The sequence below is a fragment of the Duganella sp. CY15W genome, from assembly GCF_009857555.1.
GTDB classification, from domain to species: domain Bacteria; phylum Pseudomonadota; class Gammaproteobacteria; order Burkholderiales; family Burkholderiaceae_D; genus Rugamonas; species Rugamonas sacchari.
Map to the genome: position 1 here is coordinate 1 of NZ_WWCQ01000002.1, position 19,466 is coordinate 19,466.

The following is a 19,466-nucleotide window of genomic DNA, read 5'->3' on the forward strand; positions in this document are numbered from 1 at the left end:
AATCTGAGCCAGGATCAAACTCTTTAGTTTAATCTCTGTTTTATGATCATTGCTGACCATGGTTCGCTCACTCAAAATACTGACAGTATTACTACTGCTTATTTCTTGTGGAGCATTTAATGCTTTTAGTTTCGCGGAACCGAAGTTCCGCGTGCACTGCATCAAATGCCCACACTTATCGACTGTTGATTTTTAAAGATCATCTTGTATTGCTAGCTGAAGAAGCGTTTTGTTCATCAGCACAGAAGCGAGATTATGAAGCATTTCGTACATCTCGTCAACCCCTCGCTTTTCTTCGTTTTCGCTTTGCAGCGTCTGCGTTGTCTTGCGAGGGACAGAATCATATCAAAGACCTTCGAAGTTTGGCAAGCGCTTTTCGAGGAAAGCCTGCATGCCTTCTTTTTGCGCAGGCGTGCCGAACGCTGCCTGGAACAGACGGCGCTCATACGTCACGCCTTCCGACAGCGTGGTTTCAAAGGCGCGGTTGACCGAATCCTTGATCTGCATCGCAACCGAAGTCGACATCGAAGCGATCTGCTTCGCGATCGCCAGCACTTCCTCAATCAGCTTGTCCGCCGGGATCACGCGCGACACCAGGCCAATGCGCTCGGCCTCGGCCGCATCAATGGTGCGCGCGGTCAACAGCATGTCCATGGCCTTGGCCTTGCCGATCGCGCGCGGCAGGCGCTGCGTGCCGCCGGCGCCCGGCACCACGCCGACCTTGATTTCCGGCTGGCCGAACTTGGCGCTGTCCGCCGCAACCAGAAAGTCGCACATCATGGCCAGTTCGCAGCCACCGCCCAGCGCAAAGCCGGCCACCGCGCCCACCACTGGCTTACGCACACGCAGGATATGTTCCCAGTTGCGGCCTATATAGTTGTCGCGATAGGTGTCTGGATAGGTGTAGTCCACCATGGCAGCGATATCGGCGCCCGCCGCAAAGGCTTTCTCGCTGCCGGTCAGCACAATGCAGCCGATGGCGGGATCCGCGTCGAACTTATATAAGGCATCGCCCAGCTCGTTCATCATGCGGTCGTTCAGCGCATTCAGGGCCTTGGGACGGTTCAGACGGATCAGGGCTACTTTGTCGTGCACTTCTACGATCAGGTCTTCATACTGCATGGGTTGCTCCTCCAGGGTGGAATATGACTCATCGATTGTAGCGCCTATCCCTGTCACTGGTATGATTGAAATTCGGCAATCCGCACCAAAGAGCTTCCCATTTTTAACTCCTTCCGCAACGACGAACTGCTGCGCAACGGCGATTTCCGCCGCTACTGGGCCAGCGCCATCCTCAACGGTTTTGGCAGCTACGTCAGCGCGCTGGCGATTCCGCTATGCGCCGTATTAATGCTCAAAGCCTCGCCCGCGCAGATGGGTACGATGGGCGCGGCCGCAGCCCTGCCGTTTGCGCTGTTGGGCTTGCCGGCCGGTGTATTCCTCGACCGCAACCGCAAGCTGCCCATTCTTTTAGCAAGCAAAGCCATCCAGGCGCTGTCGCTGGCCAGCATTCCGCTGGCGTGGTGGCTGGGCGTGCTGTCGGTGCACTGGATGTATGCGGTGTCCTTCATCAATGGCTCATGCAGCGTGGTGGGCGGCGGCGCTGAACAGGTCTTCCTGACCAATCTGATTGGCCGCGACAAGCTGACTGACGCCCAGTCCAAGTTCGCCGCCACCGATTCCGGCTCGCGCCTGCTGGCGCCCGGACTGGCCGGCGTGCTGATTCAATGGTTGACCGCGCCCTATGCGGTGCTGCTGAATGCCTGCGGTTTTATCGTATCCATCGGCCTGCTGCGCAATCTGAAAGCCAACGATCCCAAACCGCCGCCCTCCAACAAGCATCCCTTGCGCGATATTCTCGACGGCCTGCGTTTTATCTGGACCCATCCCCTGCTGCGCGCGCTGGCCTGGGCCTCCGGTCTGTGGCATATGCTGTTCTACGGCTTTGCCGCGTTGCACGTGATTTTCGCGACGCGCGAGCTGGGCATGAGCGCCGGCATGCTGGGCGTAGCCCAAATGGTCGGCGGTATCGGCGTGCTGGTCAGCTCGTTGATGCTGAAACCACTGGTCCAGCGCTACGGCCCCACCGGCGCCATGCTGATCGGCGTCGGCCTGTGCGCGTTTGCCTATACGATGACGCCGCTGATTCCCGCCAATCTGTTCGGCTACCCGCTGGCCAGTGCGATGGCCTGCGCCGCCATGTCCTTCTTCCTGGACTGTGGCGTGATGCTATTCCTGATGCCCTACACCACGCTACGCCAGAAGGTCACGCCGGATGCCTACCTGGGGCGCATGGTGTCCACCATGCGTTTTCTGACCGTGGCGATTGCGCCGGTCGGCGCGCTGTCGGCCGGCTACCTCGGCGAGCATTTCAGCATTCGCACCGGACTGGCCTGCGTTGCGGCCGGCAGCATGGTGCTCATGCTCTTGTTGGCGTTTTCGCCATCCGTGCGCCAGAAAAGCTGAGTAGCCAGTAGGCTGGCTCCAGTGTTCATCGACAGGAGTCAGCCATGTTCAAATCCATACTTTTCCCTACCGACGGTTCCGATTTATCCGAGAAGGTAACCGCGACGGTAATGGAATTCGCCAGATTGCATCAGTCGCGCATTACTGCCGTGACGGTGATACAACCCATGCTCATGCCGACGCTCGGCGACGGCGCCGCCGTGATCGACGCCGGCCAATATGAAGTACAGATGCAAAGCACCGCACGCGACCACATTAACAAGGTGGCAGCTGCAGCCAGCGCCGCCGGTGTGCCATTTGAAGGCATCGTGGCGACGTCTACCAATCCCGCCGACGAGATCGTCCAGGCCGCCAAAAAATATGGCTGCGACCTGATCGTCATGGCATCGCACGGCCGCACCGGCTTGAGCAAACTGCTATTGGGCAGCGAAACCCAAAGCGTGCTGTCGCACACCTCGCTGCCCGTGCTGGTACTCCATTAAAACTTCTTCGGCAGCAGCACCCAGACGCTGCCGCGCTGCTTCATGCGGCCCGCATTCTCGGCCGCTTCAGCGCCAAAGCCGAAGAAGTAATCGACCCGGATGGCGCCACGAATCGCCCCGCCCGTGTCCTGCGCCATGACCAGGCGCTGCAGCGGAATGTCGCTGTTCGGCTGGGTGGTGGACAGGAATACTGGCGCGCCCTGCGGCAACTGGGTCGCGTCAATCGCGACAGAACGCTGCGGCGTCAGCGCCACACCCAGCGAGCCTTTCGGCCCGACTTTCGGGTCCGGCAAGCGCTCTTCCTTGAAGAACACATAGCTCGGGTTCACATTGAACAGCTCCTGCATGCGGGTTGGATGACCGGCGATCCACGACTTGATGCCTTGCGCCGAGGCCTGTTCCAGCGTCAGCTCATTTTTCTCCACCAGATACTTGCCGATGGATTTATAGGGATGGCCGTTCTGGTCCGCATAGGCCACACGCACGGTGTCGCCATTATCCAGCTGCACCCGGCCCGAGCCCTGCACCTGCAGGAAGAAGGACTCCACCGCATCATCCACCCACAGCAATTCCTTGCCCGTGAAATTGGCGGATTCAATCTCCGCGCGGGTCGAGTAAGGAATCACCTTCTTGCCCACCACCTTGCCGCGCAGGCGCATGCCTTTGAGTTCGGGATACACGCCGGCCAGGTCAATCGTGACCATATCGTCCGGCACTTTATATAGCGGCGTCTGATAGGCGCCGCCCTTTTTGCGCGAGCCACGCAGCAGCGGCTCGTAGTAGCCGGTAATCAGGCCATCGGTGGCGCCATCCGGCGCGATGACCTGGTTGGGCTCCATGAAAGCTTCAAAGAAGGTGCGAATCGCGCGTTCATCACTGGCGTTGACGGTGCGCGCGATAGTGCATGCCTCCTTCCATGTGGGCTGCTTGATGAGCACCGTGCATGACGACATAAACGCCGGCCAGGCGGCGCGCAGATCATCCTTGTCCCAGCCTGGCAGCGCAGCGAAGGTGGCTGGCACCATCTGCAATGTGGCTGGTTTGGGTGGCTGGGCCGGCAGCGTCGGCGGCTGCACCGGTGGCTGTACTGGCGGTTGCGGCTGCACCGGCGGCTGGGCCGGCTTTTCCGGCGGCAGCGGAGCGGAAGTACAAGCAGCAAGCGCGAGCGCGACGGCGCTCAGTGGAACGAGTAGACTACGGCGTGTTAAAGACATAAAAGGATAACTATGTGGCTATTGATGGTTGAGGCAGGCGTGGCGTTCTTCCTGCTGGTATTCATCGTCTGGTGGACCATGAAGGGGAAGAAGTAATCAGTGCAGGGTGCGTGGCAGCGACAGCACGAATTCTGGAATCTTGACTTCGAACTGGTGGCCGTCCTCGGCCACGCAGAAATATTCGCCGACCATGGAGCCTTGCGGCGTTTGCAGCGCGGCGCCGCTGGTGTATTCAAACTGCTCGCCCGGCGCCAGCAGCGGCTGGTGGCCGACGACGCCCAGGCCGCGCACTTCTTCAATATGGTTGTTCGCGTCGGTGATGATCCAATGGCGCGAGATCAGCTGCGCTGCCACCGTGCCCGTGTTTTTGATCGTGATCGAGTACGTAAACACGAAATTCGTGCGTTCCGGGTCCGACTGTTCCGGCAGGTACTGCGTTCTGACCGACACAGTAAATTCATAAGTGGACATCGACGTTCCTTAAGGCTGGCTAAAAAGTAAACTTGGCGATTGTATATCGTCAGATGTCCATTGCACCGCAAATCCGCCCTGTATGCAAGGACGGCGCGTCTGAAAACAGGCGCAGCGGCCCGGACCAGCGTAAAATAACGCATCTTTTTTATTGCCACCCCAACGCCATGACCACCTTCCGCATCGCTCCCAGCATTTTGTCCGCCGATTTCGCCCGCCTGGGTGAAGAAGTCCGCAACGTCGTTAGCGCCGGCGCCGACATCATCCACTTTGACGTGATGGACAACCATTATGTTCCCAACCTGACCATCGGCCCGCTGGTGTGCCAGGCAATCCGTCCGCACGTGGATGTGCCTATCGATGTGCACCTGATGGTCAAGCCGGTCGACCGCATCATTCCGGACTTCGCCAAGGCCGGCGCCAACATCATCACCTTCCACCCGGAAGCGTCGGACCATATCGACCGTTCGCTGCAACTGATCCGCGACCACGGCTGCAAAGCAGGCCTGGTCTTCAACCCGGCTACCCCGCTGAGCTACCTGGAACACGTGATGGACAAGATCGACATGATCCTGATTATGTCGGTCAACCCAGGCTTCGGCGGCCAGTCCTTCATTCCACAGGCGCTCAAGAAAATCGCTGAGGCACGCCGCCTCATCGACGAATCCGGCCGCGACATCCTGCTGGAAGTCGATGGCGGCATCAAGATCGACAACATCGCCGCCGCCGCCGCTGCAGGCGCCGACACCTTCGTCGCCGGCTCGGCCATCTTCGGCCAGCCAGACTACAAGGCCGTGATCGACGCCATGCGCGCCAACCTGGCCAAGGTTTAAGCCGATGAGCGTGCTGGCAGGCGTACGCGCCGCAATCATTGACCTCGACGGCACCATGCTGGACACGATCCCCGACTTCCACGTCGCGATCAACAGCATGCGCGCCGAACTGGGCCTCGCACCGATCACCCAGGAGCAGATCGCCCTGATGGTCGGCAAGGGCTCGGAAAACCTGATCCGCGCCGTCCTGGCGCTGGACTGGGACGCGCAGCGCGTTGACGCCGCGTTCGAGCAGGCGATGGACGCCTACCAGCGCAACTATCTGGCCATTAACGGCAATCACAGCACACTGTTCCCGGACGTGCTGCAAGGCCTGAGCGCGATGAAGGCCAACGGCCTGCGCCTGGCCTGCGTCACCAACAAGCCGATCAGCTTCACCACGCCGCTGCTGAAACTCAAAGGCCTGGACCAGTTCTTTGAGGTGGTCTACGGCGGCGACTCGCTGCCGCGCAAGAAACCGGACCCGCTGCCGCTGCAAACCGTGTGCGCCGATTTCGACCTGCCGCCATCGCAGGTAGTGGCGATTGGCGACTCCTCGAATGACGCGCAAGCAGCACGGGCTGCGGGTTGCCCGGTGCTCACCGTGCCTTATGGTTACAATCACGGAGAATCTATACACGAAACCGATTCCGATGGTATAGTAGCCACGCTGCTAGAAGCGGCTAGCCTGATTCGTTCACATCAAACCAATAGCTGAACAACTGACCAACATGTCGTCTCTCACCAAAAAACACAACGTCAACCAACCAGGCTCGATTGAGGCCTGGCTGTGGCGACGCTGGCAATCCTGGCAAAACTAAGCCGCACTGATTGCTGTCGTCCGCCCGCTTGCGCGCGACAGGTTTTTTGAACCCACCACCGCTGGTACCTCCTCCTTTTTCCGGCGGCATGGAGAGCACACATGACCGAACTCGAATTCAAATCGTTGGCCACGGATGGCTACAACCGTATTCCCCTGATCGCGGAAGCTTTTGCCGATCTCGAAACCCCGCTCACGCTATACCTGAAACTGGCCCAGACCCAGAACGCCGGCAAGAATACCTTCCTGCTGGAGTCGGTCGTCGGCGGCGAACGTTTCGGCCGTTACTCTTTCATCGGCCTGCCCGCCAACACGGTGCTGCGCACCTTTGGCAACCGTACCGAAATCGTCAAGAACGGCACGGTGATCGAAACCCACGAAGGCAATCCGCTGGATTTCATCGAGGCTTACCAGAAGCGCTTTAAAGTCGCCATTCGTCCGGGCATGCCGCGTTTCTGCGGCGGTCTGGCCGGCTACTTCGGCTACGACACCGTGCGCCATATCGAGAAAACGCTGGCCAACAGCCAGCCGAAAGATGATCTGGGCCTGCCCGACATCCAGCTGATGGTGACCGAAGAACTGGCCGTCATCGATAACCTGAGCGGCAAGCTGTATCTGATTGTCTACGCCGACACCACGCAGCCCGAGTCCTACTCGAAAGCACGCCAGCGCCTGAAAGACCTGCGCATCATGCTGCGCCGTGGCGTGGAAGCGCCGGTCACCAGCTCCTCGGTGCGCACTGAAGCCGTACGCGAATTCCCGAAAGAAGACTATCTGAAGGCCGTCGCCAAGGCGCATGAATACGTGATGGCCGGTGACCTGATGCAGGTGCAGATCGGCCAGCGCATCCGCAAGCCTTATGTGGATTCGCCACTGAGCCTGTACCGCGCACTGCGTTCGCTGAACCCGTCGCCGTATATGTACTTCTACAATTTCGGCGACATGCAGATCGTCGGCGCCTCGCCAGAGATTTTGGTGCGTAACGAGACGGCCGCCGACGGCGAGAAAAAAGTCACGCTGCGCCCTATCGCCGGCACCCGCCCACGCGGCGCCACGCCGGAGCGCGATGCCGAACTGGCGAAGGAACTGCTGTCCGACCAAAAAGAAATCGCCGAACACGTGATGCTGATTGACCTGGCGCGCAATGACCTGGGCCGCATTTCCGAGATCGGCAGCGTCAAGGTGACCGACCGCCTGGTCATCGAAAAATATTCGCACGTACAGCACATCGTCTCCAACGTTGAGGGCAAGCTCAAAGACGGCCTGTCCAATCTGGACGTGCTGCGTGCCACCTTCCCGGCCGGTACGCTGACCGGTGCGCCGAAAGTGCGCGCCATGGAAGTCATCGACGAGCTGGAAATCTCCAAGCGCGGCATCTACGGCGGCGCCTGCGGCTACCTGTCGTTTGGTGGCGAGATGGACGTGGCGATTGCGATTCGTACTGGCGTGATCAAGGACGGCAACCTGTATGTGCAGGCCGCCGCCGGCATCGTCGCCGACTCCATCGCCGAGATGGAATATCAGGAAACTGAACACAAGGCGCGCGCTGTGCTGCGCGCTGCCGAGCAAGTGCAAGATGGTCTGGATGGGGAGTTCTAATATGCTGCTGATGATCGACAACTACGACTCCTTCACCTACAACATCGTGCAGTACTTCGGCGAACTGGGTGAAGACGTGCGCGTCTACCGCAATGATGAAATCACGATTGCGGAGATCGAAGCGCTGAACCCGGACCACATCTGCATTTCGCCAGGACCGAAAGATCCTGCGCAAGCGGGTATTTCGATTGCAGTGCTCAAGCACTTCGCCGGCAAGAAACCGATACTGGGCGTGTGCCTTGGCCACCAGGCCATTGGCGAAGCGTTCGGCGGCAAGGTAATCCGCGCCAAGCAGGTCATGCATGGCAAAACTTCTTTAATCGCGCATACGGGCGTGGGCGTTTTCAAAAATCTGCCCTCCCCCTTCACAGTGATCCGATATCACTCGTTGGCCATCGAGCGTAGCTCGCTGCCGTCCTGCCTGGAAGTGACGGCATGGACCGACGACGGTGAAATCATGGGCGTACGGCACAAGGAATACGACATCGAGGGTGTGCAGTTCCACCCCGAGTCCATCCTGTCCGAACACGGCCATCAACTGTTGAAGAACTTCCTCGTACGCTGATTAAGGAAACGCCATGCCTATCACCCATCAAGAAGCACTGGTACGCTGCATCGAACACCGCGAGATTTTCCACGACGAGATGCTGCACCTGTTCCGCCAGATCATGTCCGGCGAAATGTCCCCGACCATGGTCGCGGCCCTGACCATGGGCCTGCGCGTGAAAAAAGAAACCATCGGCGAAATCGCCGCCGCCGCGACGGTCATGCGCGAGTTCTCCACCAAGGTGCCGATGGCCGACACCACCGGCCTGCTGGATATCGTCGGCACCGGCGGCGATGGCGCGCACACGTTCAATATCTCCACCACCGCGATGTTTGTGGCAGCCGCCGCAGGCGCGCGCGTGGCCAAGCATGGCGGCCGCAGTGTGTCGTCGTCGTCTGGCAGCGCGGATGTGATTGAATCGCTGGGCGCGAATATCAACCTGAAACCTGAGCAGATTGCGCAGTCGATCGCGCAGACCGGCATCGGCTTCATGTTCGCACCCAACCACCATGCCGCAATGAAGCATGTGGCGCCAGTGCGCAAAGAACTGGGCGTGCGCTCCATCTTTAATATTCTGGGACCGCTGACCAATCCGGCCGGTGCACCGAATATCCTGATGGGCGTATTCCACGCCGACCTGGTGGGTATCCAGGTGCGCGTGCTGCAGCGTCTGGGCGCGCAGCATGCCATCGTGGTCTACGGCAAAGACAATATGGACGAAGTGTCGCTGGGCGCATCGACCCTGGTCGGTGAGCTGGTGAATGGCGAGATCCGCGAATACGAAATTCATCCGGAAGATTTCGGCATGCAAATGATCGCCAGCCGCAACCTGCGCGTGGCCGATGCCACCGAATCCAAGGCGCGCATGATGGAAGCGCTACGCGGCGAACCAGGTGCGGCTTACGATATCGTGGCGCTCAATGCGGCGACTGCTCTGTACGCGGCGGGCGTGGCCAGCTCGATTGAAGATGGCCTCAAGCGCGCGCGTGAAGCGATTACCTCTGGCGCGGCAGTGCGCAAGATCGAACAGTTTGTCGAAGTGACGCAGTTGCTCGGCCGGGGGAACTGACCATGTTCGGCATCCACGACCTGACGCTGTTCATCATCTCGGGCCTGCTGCTGAACATCATGCCCGGTCCCGACTCACTGCTCATCATGACGCGCAGCGCTACCCAGGGCTGGCGTGCCGGCTCGGCTGCCGCGCTGGGGATCGGTGCCGGCACCATGGTCCACATCTGTGCTGCGGCACTCGGCCTGTCGGCGGTGCTGTCGACGTCCGCAGCCGCATTCACGGTCGTGAAATGGATCGGTGCGGCCTACATCATCTACATGGGCATCGGCATGCTGCGTGCAAAACTGCGCAATGAAGCCGACGAAGCAGCATCCACCGAGCTGGCGGCGCGCGCTGCCCAGCCGCTGGCCTGGCGCAAAATCTTCTTCCAGGGCTTCCTGACCAATGTGCTGAATCCCAAAGTGGCGCTGTTCTTTTTGGCGTTTGTGCCGCAATTTATCTCGGCCGGTTCCAGCAACAAGCCGCTGGCCTTCCTCATCCTGGGCAGCATCTTCAACTTTAACGGCATGCTGTACTGCCACGGCCTGGCGCTGTTCACGGCCTTTGCCAGTGCGCGCTTGAAGATCAAGCCACGTGTATCGCTGTGGCTGAACCGTACCATGGGCGGCCTGTTCCTGGCCCTCGGTGCGCGCCTCGCCCTCTCGGAGCAACATTAATCATGTCTGACATTCTGAACAAAATCCTCGCGGTCAAAGCTGATGAAGTAGCCGCGGCCAAAAAATACCGTAGCTTTGCCAGTCTGCGCGACGACGTGGAATCCAATGCCGAGCTGCGCGCCGGCCTGCGCGGCTTTGAAGCCAGCCTGCGGGCCAAGATCGATGCCGGCCATGCAGGCGTGATCACTGAAATCAAGAAGGCATCGCCATCGAAAGGCGTCATCCGCGCCGACTTCCGCCCGGCCGACATCGCTGCGACTTACGAAGCCAATGGCTCCGCGTGCCTGTCGGTGCTGACCGACGAGCAGTTTTTCCAGGGCTCGGTGGCGTATCTGCAGCAGGCGCGCGCCGCCTGCTCGCTGCCAGTGCTGCGCAAGGACTTCATGATCGACATTTACCAGATCTACGAAGCCCGTGCGATGGGCGCCGACGCGATCCTGCTCATCGTCTCGGCGCTGGACCATGGCCTGATGGCGGAAATGGAAGCGGTCGCCCATGAACTGGGCATGGACGTACTGGTGGAAACCCACGACGGCGACGAACTGACGGCCGCCTTAAAGCTGAAAACCCGTCTGCTTGGCGTCAATAACCGCAATTTGCGTACTTTTGAGGTGTCGCTGCAAAATACCCTGGGCCTGCTGGACCGCATGCCTGCGGACAAGCTGGTCATCACCGAATCCGGCATTCTGGCCCCGGCCGACGTCAAAACCATGCGCGACGCCAACGTGCACGCCTTCCTGGTCGGCGAAGCCTTCATGCGCGCGCCAGATCCCGGCGCCGAACTGGCCCGTCTTTTCAACTAAGCAACTAAGCCCGGGCGGCGACCAGCGCCACGATCGCATCCGGCGCGATCTCGATACGGTCGCGCCCTCTGTCTTTTGCGCAATACATTGCCTTGTCAGCACGGATCAGAATGCCATCCAGGCTTTCTTCCGGGCTGGTCTGGCATGCGACGCCGATGCTGACGGTGTAATTTGGCACGCCGTCGCGCGGCTGGCGCAGCGCAAACTGGATACGCTCGGTGATGTGCAGCGCCCGGTCCAGGCCGGTGGCGGGCAGCAGCACCACGAATTCCTCACCGCCAAAACGGGCCACGTGGTCGGAAACACGCAACGCTTTGCCGATAACATCGGCCACATCAATCAGCACGCGATCGCCAACCGCATGGCCATGGCAATCATTGATTTTCTTGAAGTAATCGATATCGATATTCAGCATGGTCATAAACGTGCCTTCGCGGCGCATCAAGGCATGCTCTTTGGTATAAATATCGGCAAATCCACGGCGGTTTAATACCTGCGTCAGCGGGTCCAGCGTAGAACGGCGTTCCAATATGGTTTGCAGGCGACGCGTACAAACCGTCATGAAACCAACCGTCATCATCAATATCATGAAATGGGCGGTGGCCAGATAAATACTCTGGAATGGACCAATCGCCAGCAGATTAACGTGCGATTCGCCATGCAGCGTGGCCAGCAACCCCCGGGTCAATACCACCAGTGCCTGGAACGCCATTAATACGCCAAAAAAGCGCGTGGAAAAATGCGCTTCGCCATATTTCCAGATTAAATAAATCTGGCGAGCATAAAATATAAATACCAGGTAAGAAAATGTGGCAACACGAGCGCTGAAATGAGGTTCAACAACCATCCAATAAGTAACGCCCAGCATGCCTGCCAGCCAGACGCCATGAAATAAATACCAAGACTGCGGCCGCTCGTAAAATTTCTCCGTACCGATCAGGGTTAATCCCAGGCCCCAGATTAATACTGCATTCGCGCATAGCGCTGGAATATAGGAATTGCCGCGCAGGCTAAAGAAAATAGCGCCAGCTACCAGCAACACCAAGCCCAAGGCCCATTCCCGCATTCCCTGAATCTCCTTGGGAAAACTCAAATAGGCAGAATACAGGACGACACTCATCGCGCCGGCCATGAGCGTTGCCATAACAATTACGGTGGTGGGGTCGAGCAATATCACTGGCGTCCCGGTCTACGATTTACGGTTTTCAACGATTCTAAACCACAAATTTGACGCGGCGGTGAATTACCGGCTTACATGCTCGTTGTTGGCTTTTACGTGCTAAAAACTGGCATGAATCAGAGGCAAAAAAAGGCCGCTTCACAGCGAAGCGGCCTTTTTGAGGTGAAAAATCAGCGGCTTGCGCTTGGACGCAATGGACCGGAAGATTTCTTGGCAGAGGAATCCAGGCTCAAGGTAATGCCCGGAACGCGATCACCCTGCAGGGTCAAATCGAAGCTCATTAATTCGTCACGACGGAAAGCCATCACCTGGACGGTGTCACCAACCCCGTAACGGGACAGCAGATTATCCAGATTGGTGGCAGTAACCCGCAAGCCATCTACGGCAATCAGAATATCGCCAGCCGACAGGCCGGCTTGATGGGCTGCGCCATTCTCATGGACAGCATTTAGTTTGCAGTCATTGCCATCGCGGCCCAAGTTGGCATCAAAACTCGGTTTCGACGATTTACGCTCGTCACCGTATTTAACGCCAAATGGCGCCAGCAATTTAGCCAGTGGCAAATCCTCAGTACCACGGATATATTTATCGAAGAATGCCTTGAAGCGGCCACCGCTGATTTCATCAAACAATGCTTCAGCTTCAGCTGGCGTCACGCCACGGCCGCCGCCTGTATAAAAATCGCGACCATAACGCTGCCATAAAGCACGCATTACATCATCCAGCGATTTTTTACCGCCGGTTTTCGCGCGAATACTTAAATCCAGCGCCAGGCCAATTAACGAACCTTTGGTGTAATAACTGACGATGGAATTCGGTGCATTTTCATCCTGGCGATAGTATTTCCCCCAGGCGTCAAAACTCGAATCCGCCACACTTTGCTTGGTACGGCCGGCGCCACGCAATACGCTGCCCACGGTTTTACCCAGCAATTTGAAATACGCCGGTTCAGCGATAATACCGGCGCGTACCAGCATCAAATCATCGTAGTAACTGGTAAAGCCTTCAAACAACCACAGCAGCGGAGAATAATTCTCGACTTGCAGGTTATATGGCGCAAACACAGCCGGTTTGATGCGTTTGACGTTCCAGGTATGGAAATATTCGTGGCTGCACAAGCCCAGGTATTGCAAGTAGCCGTCGCTGATTTCCCTGCTCTTGGACGCGGTGCTCGGCAGGTCGGCGCGGGCGCAAATCAGCGCAGTCGAGGCGCGATGCTCCAGACCGCCATAACCGTCGCCCACCGCCATGGTCATGAACACATAGCGGTCCATCGGCGCTTTTTTGGTTTTCGGCTCAAAGAAGGCGATCTGGGTTTCGCAGATTTTCTTCAGGTCGGCGCTCAGGCGCGCCAGGTCCAGATTCGGCACATGGCCGGTGATGACGATGTCGTGCGGGATGCCATGCGCCTTGAACGTAGCCAGCGCAAAGTCACCCTGCTCCACCGGATGGTCGATCAGCTCATCGTAGTTGGACGCGATATACGTGCCATAACCATAACGTTTCGCTTTCAGCTCAGGCAAGGAGGTGGCAACCCGCCAGTTGGCCGCAGCTTCATCGGCCGGGCGCTGGATATCCACCACATGCGGCTGGTCTTCCTGGCCGAACACGCGCAGGAACACGCTGGTGCCGTTGTAGAAGCCATGATTCTGGTCCAGATGCGCAGCGCGCACCGACAAATCCCAGGCATACACCTCGTAATGCACGGTCAGCGCGGCGTTGCGGTCCGCCAGCGGCGCGGCCTGCCAGGAATGCTTATCCAGCTTGGTCAGCTCGACCGCTTCGCCCTTGGACTCGGCGCGGATACGGACGATATTGCGCGAAAACTCGCGGATCATATAGCTGCCCGGGATCCAGGCCGGCAGCGCGAAGATCTGCCCCAGCTCAGAAGGCGCGGCCACCGTCACCGAGACATGGAACAAGTGCGCGGCCAGGTCGTGGCCCACGATGGTATAGGCGATCGCCGCCTGGTTTTTATTCGGTTTTTTCATCTTCAGTCCTGTCTACAGATCGCCCGGTGTGTCGATATCGCGTATCACGCCGACATCATCGACCACCACTTCGCTCACCGCATGGCTTTTTAAAATCGCGCGCGCGCCCTGATCGCCTTCCAGCGCCAGCAGCAACGGCAAGTGATAAGCGCTGAAGGCGACCGGATTACCGCGCCGTCCTTCATACACAGGCGCCGCAATGCGCGCGCCACGCTCTATTGTAGCGACCAATGCGCGCATGGTGTCCGGCTGAACGTGGGGCATGTCGCCCAGACCGATCAGCCACCCTTCGGCGCCCCTGGTAAATTCGATGGCGGTCGTCAGCGATTCTGCCATGCCCAGATCAGCGTCGGCGCACACGCGCACTTCGCAACCCAGGCTCCCCAGCAGCGCGGCGACCTTGTCGTCGCCGGGACGGACCACAGCCAGCACACGCGGTAGCGCGGCCAGCATATTCTTTGCGCTGGCGGCGATGACTGTCTCACCGTTCGCCAGCGTTTGCAGCAGTTTATTCTGAACGCCGGACGGATCGAAACGTCGACCACGTCCGGCTGCGAGCAGGATGCCAGTTAGCGCCATCCAGCTCAGGCGCTGGCCAGATCGAACGGCAGTTTGCGCAGGCGCTTGCCGGTCAATTTGAACAGTGCGTTGGCGAAGGCCGGCGCCAGTGGTGGCAGGCCCGGTTCCCCCATGCCGGTAGGCGCATCGGTCGATGGTACGATGTACACATCGATCTTCGGCATATCGGTCATGCGCGCCACGGTGTAGTCGCTGAAGTTCTGCTGCTCGACCACGCCGTCCTTGAGCGTGATGGCCGCCCCCGGCAGCGTCATGCCGAGGCCCATCAGCGCCGCGCCCTGAATCTGCGCTTCGATGGTCAGCGGGTTGACCGCCAGGTTGCAGTGAACGCCGGCCGTGACCTTGTGCAGTTTGGGCTGGCCGTTTTTCACCGAGGCCACCACCACATAAGCAATCACGGTGTTGAAGGACTCGTGCACGGCCACGCCATAGGCCTGGCCTTTCGGCAGTGCCTTCTTGCCGTAGCCCGACTTGGCTACCGCCAGCTCCAGCGCGGCGATGTGGCGCTTGCCCTTCTCGCCCAGCAGCTTTTTGCGATAGACCACAGGATCCATCTTGGCGGCATGTGCCGCTTCATCGATCAGGGTTTCCATCACAAATGCCGTGTGGGTCGAGCCGACGGAGCGCCACCACAACACCGGCACATTGGTCTTGACCGAATGCGCGCTCAGATTCAGCGGCACTTCATACGGCTCGCCCATGCCTTCAACCATGGTCGCATCAACACCGTTCTTGACCATCATCGGTTCAAACATGGTGCCGCTGACGATGGACTGGCCAACGATGACGTGATCCCACGCCACGATGTCGCCCTTGGCATCGACGCCAATGTTCGCGCGGTGCACATGCGACGGACGGTAGTAGCCGCCCTTGATATCATCCTCGCGGCTCCAGATGACTTTCACCGGCTCCTTGTGGCCAGCGGCCTGCCACACCTTGGCGATGTTGACCGCCTCCACCAGATAGTCCGAGGTCGGCACCGCGCGGCGGCCAAAGCCGCCGCCAGCCATCATGGTATTCAGCACCACCTGCTCCGGCTTCAGGCCGGCGGTAGCGGCAATCGCGCCCTGGTCCACGGTCTGGAACTGCGAGCCGGCCCAGACGGTGCAGCCATCCTTGCGCAGATCGACCACGCAATTCAGCGGCTCCATCGGCGCGTGCGCCAGATATGGGAATTCATAGACTGCAGAGATTTTCTTCGCCGCGCCAGCCAGCTTTGAGGTGTCCGAAGCGCGCACCACATTGCCCGGCTTTTGCGACAGCACCTTGTACTCGGCCAGCTGCTTGTCGCTGCTGACTTTTTCCACGCCACTGGTGTCCCACTCAATGGCCAGCGCTTCACGGCCGGTCTTGGCCTGCCAGTAGCTATCAGCGATGACCACCACGCCGCTACCGCCACGATCGGTCTTCACTTCCAGCACATCGATCACGCCCTTGATGGCCTTGGCCTTGCTGGCATCGAACTTGGCCACCTTGGCGCCAAATACGGGCGGACGCGCCACCACCGCGACCTTGCTGTCCGGCGCTTTGAAGTCCATGCCGAACTGCTGCTTACCAGTCGACTTGGCGCGCGCATCCAGGCGCTTGACCGGTTTGCCGATGATGGTGAAGTCTTTGGGATCTTTGAGCTTGACGGTAGCGGGCACCGGCTGCTTCATGGCGGCATCCGCCATGGCGCCATAGGTCGCCTTCTGGCCGGCCGGACCAATCAGCGTGCCCTTGACGGTCTTGATCTGATCCGCTGGCACCTTCCATTGCTCGGCCGCAGCCGCAATCAGCATGGCGCGCGCCTTGGCGCCGATCTCGCGGTACTGCGTGAAGGAGTGCGCGATGCTGCCCGAGCCGCCAGTGATCTGGATGCCGAACGCCGGGTCTTTATACTGATCGCCAGCCGGCGCCAGCGCGCCGCGTACTTGCGACCAGTCAGCCTCCAGCTCCTCCGCAATCAGCATCGGCAGCGAAGTCTGAACGCCCTGGCCAAACTCCAGACGGTTGACCTGCACCGTCACCGTATTGTCCGGTGCAATGTGCAGGAAAGCGTTCGGTTCATACACCTTGGCCGGCGGCTGCTGCGCATTGGCAAAGCGGCCCGCACCCGGCATGACGAAGCCCAGCACCAGGCCGCCGCCCGCGACAGCGCCCGCTTTCATAAAACCACGGCGCGACATGCCAGAGAACGATGCGCTGGCGATAGTACCTTGATTAAGCCATTCGATACGCATGGTGGTCTCCTCAGGCTATCGCTTTGGCAGCGTCTTTGATGGCGGTGCGGATACGCTGATACGTGCCACATCGGCAGATATTGCCGCTCATGGCGTTATCGATGTCCGCGTCGGAAGGATTTTTGTTGGTGCGCAGCAGCGCTGTCGCACTCATGATCTGGCCACTCTGACAGTAGCCACATTGCGGCACGTCGATCTTGACCCAGGCCTCCTGCACGGCCTTGCCGACCTTGTCGTTCTCCATCGCTTCGATGGTGGTGATCTTCTGGCCTTCGGCCGCCGAAATCGGCGTCACGCACGAACGGATCGGCTGACCGGCCAGGTGCACCGTGCAGGCGCCGCATAGCGCCATGCCGCAGCCGAACTTGGTCCCGGTCATATTCAGGTTATCGCGCAAGGCCCACAGGATAGGCGTCGACGGATCGGCGTCTACCTGTACATCTTTCCCATTGATGTTCAAAGTGATCATTCAAGTCTCCCGTTTTGGACTGCGGTGGTACAGCTTTTTTACTGCTTGGTCTTGTTCAGCTTTTCTTCCAGGGTCTTGGCGTCGATCGCGCCAGGGATGCGCGAACCGTCGGCAAAGAAGATCGCCGGCGTGCCGGAGATGCCCAGCTTGCGGCCCAGCGCCAGCACTTCCTCGTTTGGCGACGCGCAGGATTCTGCGGCGACGACAGCCGGTTTACCGCCGATCATCCAGTCATCCCATGCCTTGGCACGGTCTGGCGAGCACCAGATGTTCTTCGATTTGACGAAGGAGTCATCCGACAGGATGTTGTACATGAAGGTGTAGATGGTGACGTTGTCGGTCTCTTTGAGCGTAGTCTGGCGCAGACGCTTGCAATAGCCGCAGTTAGGATCTTCAAACACCGCGATCACGCGCGAGCCGTCGCCCTTGACGGACTTGATGGCCTTGTCCAGTGGCAGGTCGGAGAATTTGATCTTGTTGATTTCGTCGATGCGCTCGCGGGTCAGGTTGGCGCCCGTCGTCACATTGAACACATAGCCATTGAATACGTAGGTCGCCGTTTTGTCGGTGTACAGAATGTCATTGCCGATGCGGACTTCGTACAAGCCGCTGTACGGCGTTTCGGTGACCGAATCGACCTTGACGTTCATGCCCAGGCGCGGTTCGATGAGCTTCTTGATCTGGTCCGTGGTTGGCGGGGTCTGGGCGCCGACGCAGGACGCCATCAGGAAGGACAGCGACAGCAAAGCGAACTTACTCTTTCTCATAACTTCTCCGGTAAATGCGGGCGCACGGCTCACTTGCCCATGGCATGCGAGATCAAACGGCGCTTCAGCACAGGTAATTTATCCAACAAGTTTAATCCCAAATTGCGAACTACGCGCAAGGGTTCGATATCGGTCTCGAACAGGCGCGCCAGGCCATCGGTGGTGAGCTGCATCAGCAGCACATCCTCCTTGCGCGCGCGCTCGTAGCGGGCCAGCACGCGGTCGTCGCCGATGCCGCGCTGCGGCTCGCGTTCCGATAGCGTCTTCACCAGCTGCGCCACATCGGCAAAGCCCAGGTTCATGCCATGGCCGGCCAGCGGATGGACCACGTGGGCGGCGTCGCCGATCAGGGCTACACGCGGCGCGATCATGGTGTGAGGACGCATCAGGCGTAGCGGAAAATCGCGCACCAGCTCCGGCTGCAGCGGCGTCAGGGCGCCCAGTTTTTCGTGGGCGAAAACGGCCAGGCGCTCGGCGATCTGCTGCGCCGACTCGGCACGCAGCGTATCGGCCAGCGCTTCCGGCGCCGACCACACCAGCGATACCTTATTGCCAGGCAGCGGCAGCAAGGCCACGATGCCTTCGGTGCCCGTGAACCACTGGTAGGCTGCGCCATGGTGCGGTTTTTCGCATTCAAAATTGGAGACCACGGCGCATTGCGCGTAGCTGCGGTAATCGAGGCCGATGTCGCACTGGCCGCGCACCCAGGACTGGGCGCCGTCGGCCCCCACCACCAGCGGCGCCTTGATACTGCCGCCATCGTCCAGATGCACGGTGGCGCTATCGGCGGCGCGCAGCAGGCCGGTGGCGCGGCCGGTCACGATCCTGACGTTCTGGGCAAAGCGCAGCGCGGCGTCGAGCGCCTGATTCAGGTTGCGGTCTTCGAGTATCCAGGCCAGCGTGCCGGTGTGGGCGCCGTAGGCATCGAAAGCCAGGCCGCCGGCCTGCGGGCCATCGCCATGAACGATCATCGCGTCCACCGGCGCCACGCGGGCGTGGTCCAGTGCATCCCATACTTTAAGAGAAGACAGCAGCCGGTTGGCCGTGTGATTGAGCGCATAGACGCGCGCATCCCACCCCGGATCGGCCGATGCCGGCGGCGCCGGTGGCAGCGGCGGCCCCAGCAAGGTCACGCTCAGGCCAGCCTGGGCCAGGCCCAGCGCTGCGGTCTTGGCAATGGCGCCATTGCCAACTATGCAAACATCACTTTCGATCACGCGCAGCGCCGCGGGGGAGGTGGGCTTATTCATCCAGCCATTATAGCGTTTGTAGGATTTCGAAAACGGCCCTTGCGCTTTTTCAACGACCTGCTATAA

19 protein-coding genes are annotated in these 19,466 nt (G+C 59.6%); 9 read left to right on the plus strand and 10 right to left on the minus strand.

The window, feature by feature from the left end:
• Nucleotides 1-345: 345 nt before the first annotated feature.
• Nucleotides 346-1,122, minus strand: coding sequence for an enoyl-CoA hydratase (locus GTP58_RS09580; RefSeq protein ID WP_072787068.1), 777 nt, complete (start codon nt 1,120-1,122; stop codon nt 346-348).
• A gap of 129 nt (nt 1,123-1,251) precedes the next feature.
• Here GTP58_RS09580 and GTP58_RS09585 point away from each other — a divergent pair, with 129 nt between their 5' ends.
• Both GTP58_RS09585 and GTP58_RS09590 read left to right on the plus strand, forming a co-directional pair.
• Nucleotides 1,252-2,466 (plus strand): MFS transporter, encoded by a 1,215-nt coding sequence (locus GTP58_RS09585; protein WP_229215577.1) that lies wholly within the window; start codon nt 1,252-1,254, stop codon nt 2,464-2,466.
• A 44-nt stretch (nt 2,467-2,510) separates the two neighbouring features.
• A complete protein-coding gene (locus GTP58_RS09590; RefSeq protein WP_161077345.1) occupies nt 2,511-2,948 on the plus strand; it encodes a universal stress protein in 438 nt (145 codons plus the stop codon).
• Here GTP58_RS09590 and GTP58_RS09595 read toward each other — a convergent pair.
• Nucleotides 2,945-4,162 carry a murein transglycosylase A gene (locus tag GTP58_RS09595; protein ID WP_161077346.1) on the minus strand — a complete coding sequence of 406 codons (1,218 nt, stop codon included), beginning with the start codon at nt 4,160-4,162 and terminating at the stop codon, nt 2,945-2,947. The genes GTP58_RS09590 and GTP58_RS09595 overlap by 4 nt on opposite strands.
• A gap of 96 nt (nt 4,163-4,258) precedes the next feature.
• Nucleotides 4,259-4,633 (minus strand): Co2+/Mg2+ efflux protein ApaG, encoded by a 375-nt coding sequence (gene apaG / locus GTP58_RS09600; RefSeq protein WP_072787064.1) that lies wholly within the window; start codon nt 4,631-4,633, stop codon nt 4,259-4,261.
• 167 nt (nt 4,634-4,800) lie between these two features.
• Between apaG and rpe the strand changes: the two genes are divergently transcribed.
• From rpe to trpC, 7 genes are all read left to right on the plus strand, one after another.
• Entirely contained in the window at nt 4,801-5,466 is a 666-nt protein-coding gene (gene rpe / locus GTP58_RS09605) for a ribulose-phosphate 3-epimerase (RefSeq protein WP_161077347.1), read from the plus strand.
• 4 nt (nt 5,467-5,470) lie between these two features.
• A complete protein-coding gene (locus GTP58_RS09610) occupies nt 5,471-6,163 on the plus strand; it encodes a phosphoglycolate phosphatase (protein WP_072787062.1) in 693 nt (230 codons plus the stop codon).
• A 204-nt stretch (nt 6,164-6,367) separates the two neighbouring features.
• Nucleotides 6,368-7,864 carry an anthranilate synthase component I gene (gene trpE, locus GTP58_RS09615; RefSeq protein WP_161077348.1) on the plus strand — a complete coding sequence of 499 codons (1,497 nt, stop codon included), beginning with the start codon at nt 6,368-6,370 and terminating at the stop codon, nt 7,862-7,864.
• Nucleotide 7,865: 1 nt separating this feature from the next.
• Nucleotides 7,866-8,429, plus strand: coding sequence for an aminodeoxychorismate/anthranilate synthase component II (locus GTP58_RS09620; RefSeq protein ID WP_161077349.1), 564 nt, complete (start codon nt 7,866-7,868; stop codon nt 8,427-8,429).
• 13 nt (nt 8,430-8,442) lie between these two features.
• Nucleotides 8,443-9,480: an anthranilate phosphoribosyltransferase gene (trpD, locus tag GTP58_RS09625; RefSeq protein ID WP_161077350.1), complete on the plus strand. Its 1,038-nt coding sequence runs from the start codon at nt 8,443-8,445 to the stop codon at nt 9,478-9,480.
• Between the two features lie 2 nt (nt 9,481-9,482).
• Complete coding sequence (locus GTP58_RS09630; protein WP_161077351.1) at nt 9,483-10,139, plus strand: LysE family translocator; 657 nt, start codon at nt 9,483-9,485, stop codon at nt 10,137-10,139.
• Nucleotides 10,140-10,141: 2 nt separating this feature from the next.
• A complete protein-coding gene (gene trpC, locus GTP58_RS09635; protein ID WP_161077352.1) occupies nt 10,142-10,942 on the plus strand; it encodes an indole-3-glycerol phosphate synthase TrpC in 801 nt (266 codons plus the stop codon).
• Nucleotides 10,943-10,946: 4 nt separating this feature from the next.
• On the opposite strand, the gene GTP58_RS09640 is transcribed toward trpC, so the two are convergent.
• From GTP58_RS09640 to GTP58_RS09670, 7 genes are all read right to left on the minus strand, one after another.
• Nucleotides 10,947-12,086 carry a GGDEF domain-containing protein gene (locus GTP58_RS09640; RefSeq protein WP_161077353.1) on the minus strand — a complete coding sequence of 380 codons (1,140 nt, stop codon included), beginning with the start codon at nt 12,084-12,086 and terminating at the stop codon, nt 10,947-10,949.
• A gap of 206 nt (nt 12,087-12,292) precedes the next feature.
• On the minus strand, nt 12,293-14,113 hold the full coding sequence (locus GTP58_RS09645) for a M61 family metallopeptidase (protein ID WP_161077354.1): 1,821 nt from the start codon (nt 14,111-14,113) through the stop codon (nt 12,293-12,295).
• Between the two features lie 12 nt (nt 14,114-14,125).
• Entirely contained in the window at nt 14,126-14,692 is a 567-nt protein-coding gene (locus GTP58_RS09650) for an NTP transferase domain-containing protein (RefSeq protein ID WP_161077355.1), read from the minus strand.
• A gap of 5 nt (nt 14,693-14,697) precedes the next feature.
• Nucleotides 14,698-16,914: a xanthine dehydrogenase family protein molybdopterin-binding subunit gene (locus GTP58_RS09655; RefSeq protein WP_161077356.1), complete on the minus strand. Its 2,217-nt coding sequence runs from the start codon at nt 16,912-16,914 to the stop codon at nt 14,698-14,700.
• 10 nt (nt 16,915-16,924) lie between these two features.
• Nucleotides 16,925-17,383 (minus strand): (2Fe-2S)-binding protein, encoded by a 459-nt coding sequence (locus tag GTP58_RS09660; protein ID WP_072787052.1) that lies wholly within the window; start codon nt 17,381-17,383, stop codon nt 16,925-16,927.
• 38 nt (nt 17,384-17,421) lie between these two features.
• Complete coding sequence (locus GTP58_RS09665) at nt 17,422-18,150, minus strand: DsbC family protein (protein WP_161077357.1); 729 nt, start codon at nt 18,148-18,150, stop codon at nt 17,422-17,424.
• Between the two features lie 29 nt (nt 18,151-18,179).
• Nucleotides 18,180-19,400 carry an FAD-dependent monooxygenase gene (locus GTP58_RS09670; RefSeq protein WP_161077358.1) on the minus strand — a complete coding sequence of 407 codons (1,221 nt, stop codon included), beginning with the start codon at nt 19,398-19,400 and terminating at the stop codon, nt 18,180-18,182.
• Nucleotides 19,401-19,466 lie beyond the last annotated feature (66 nt).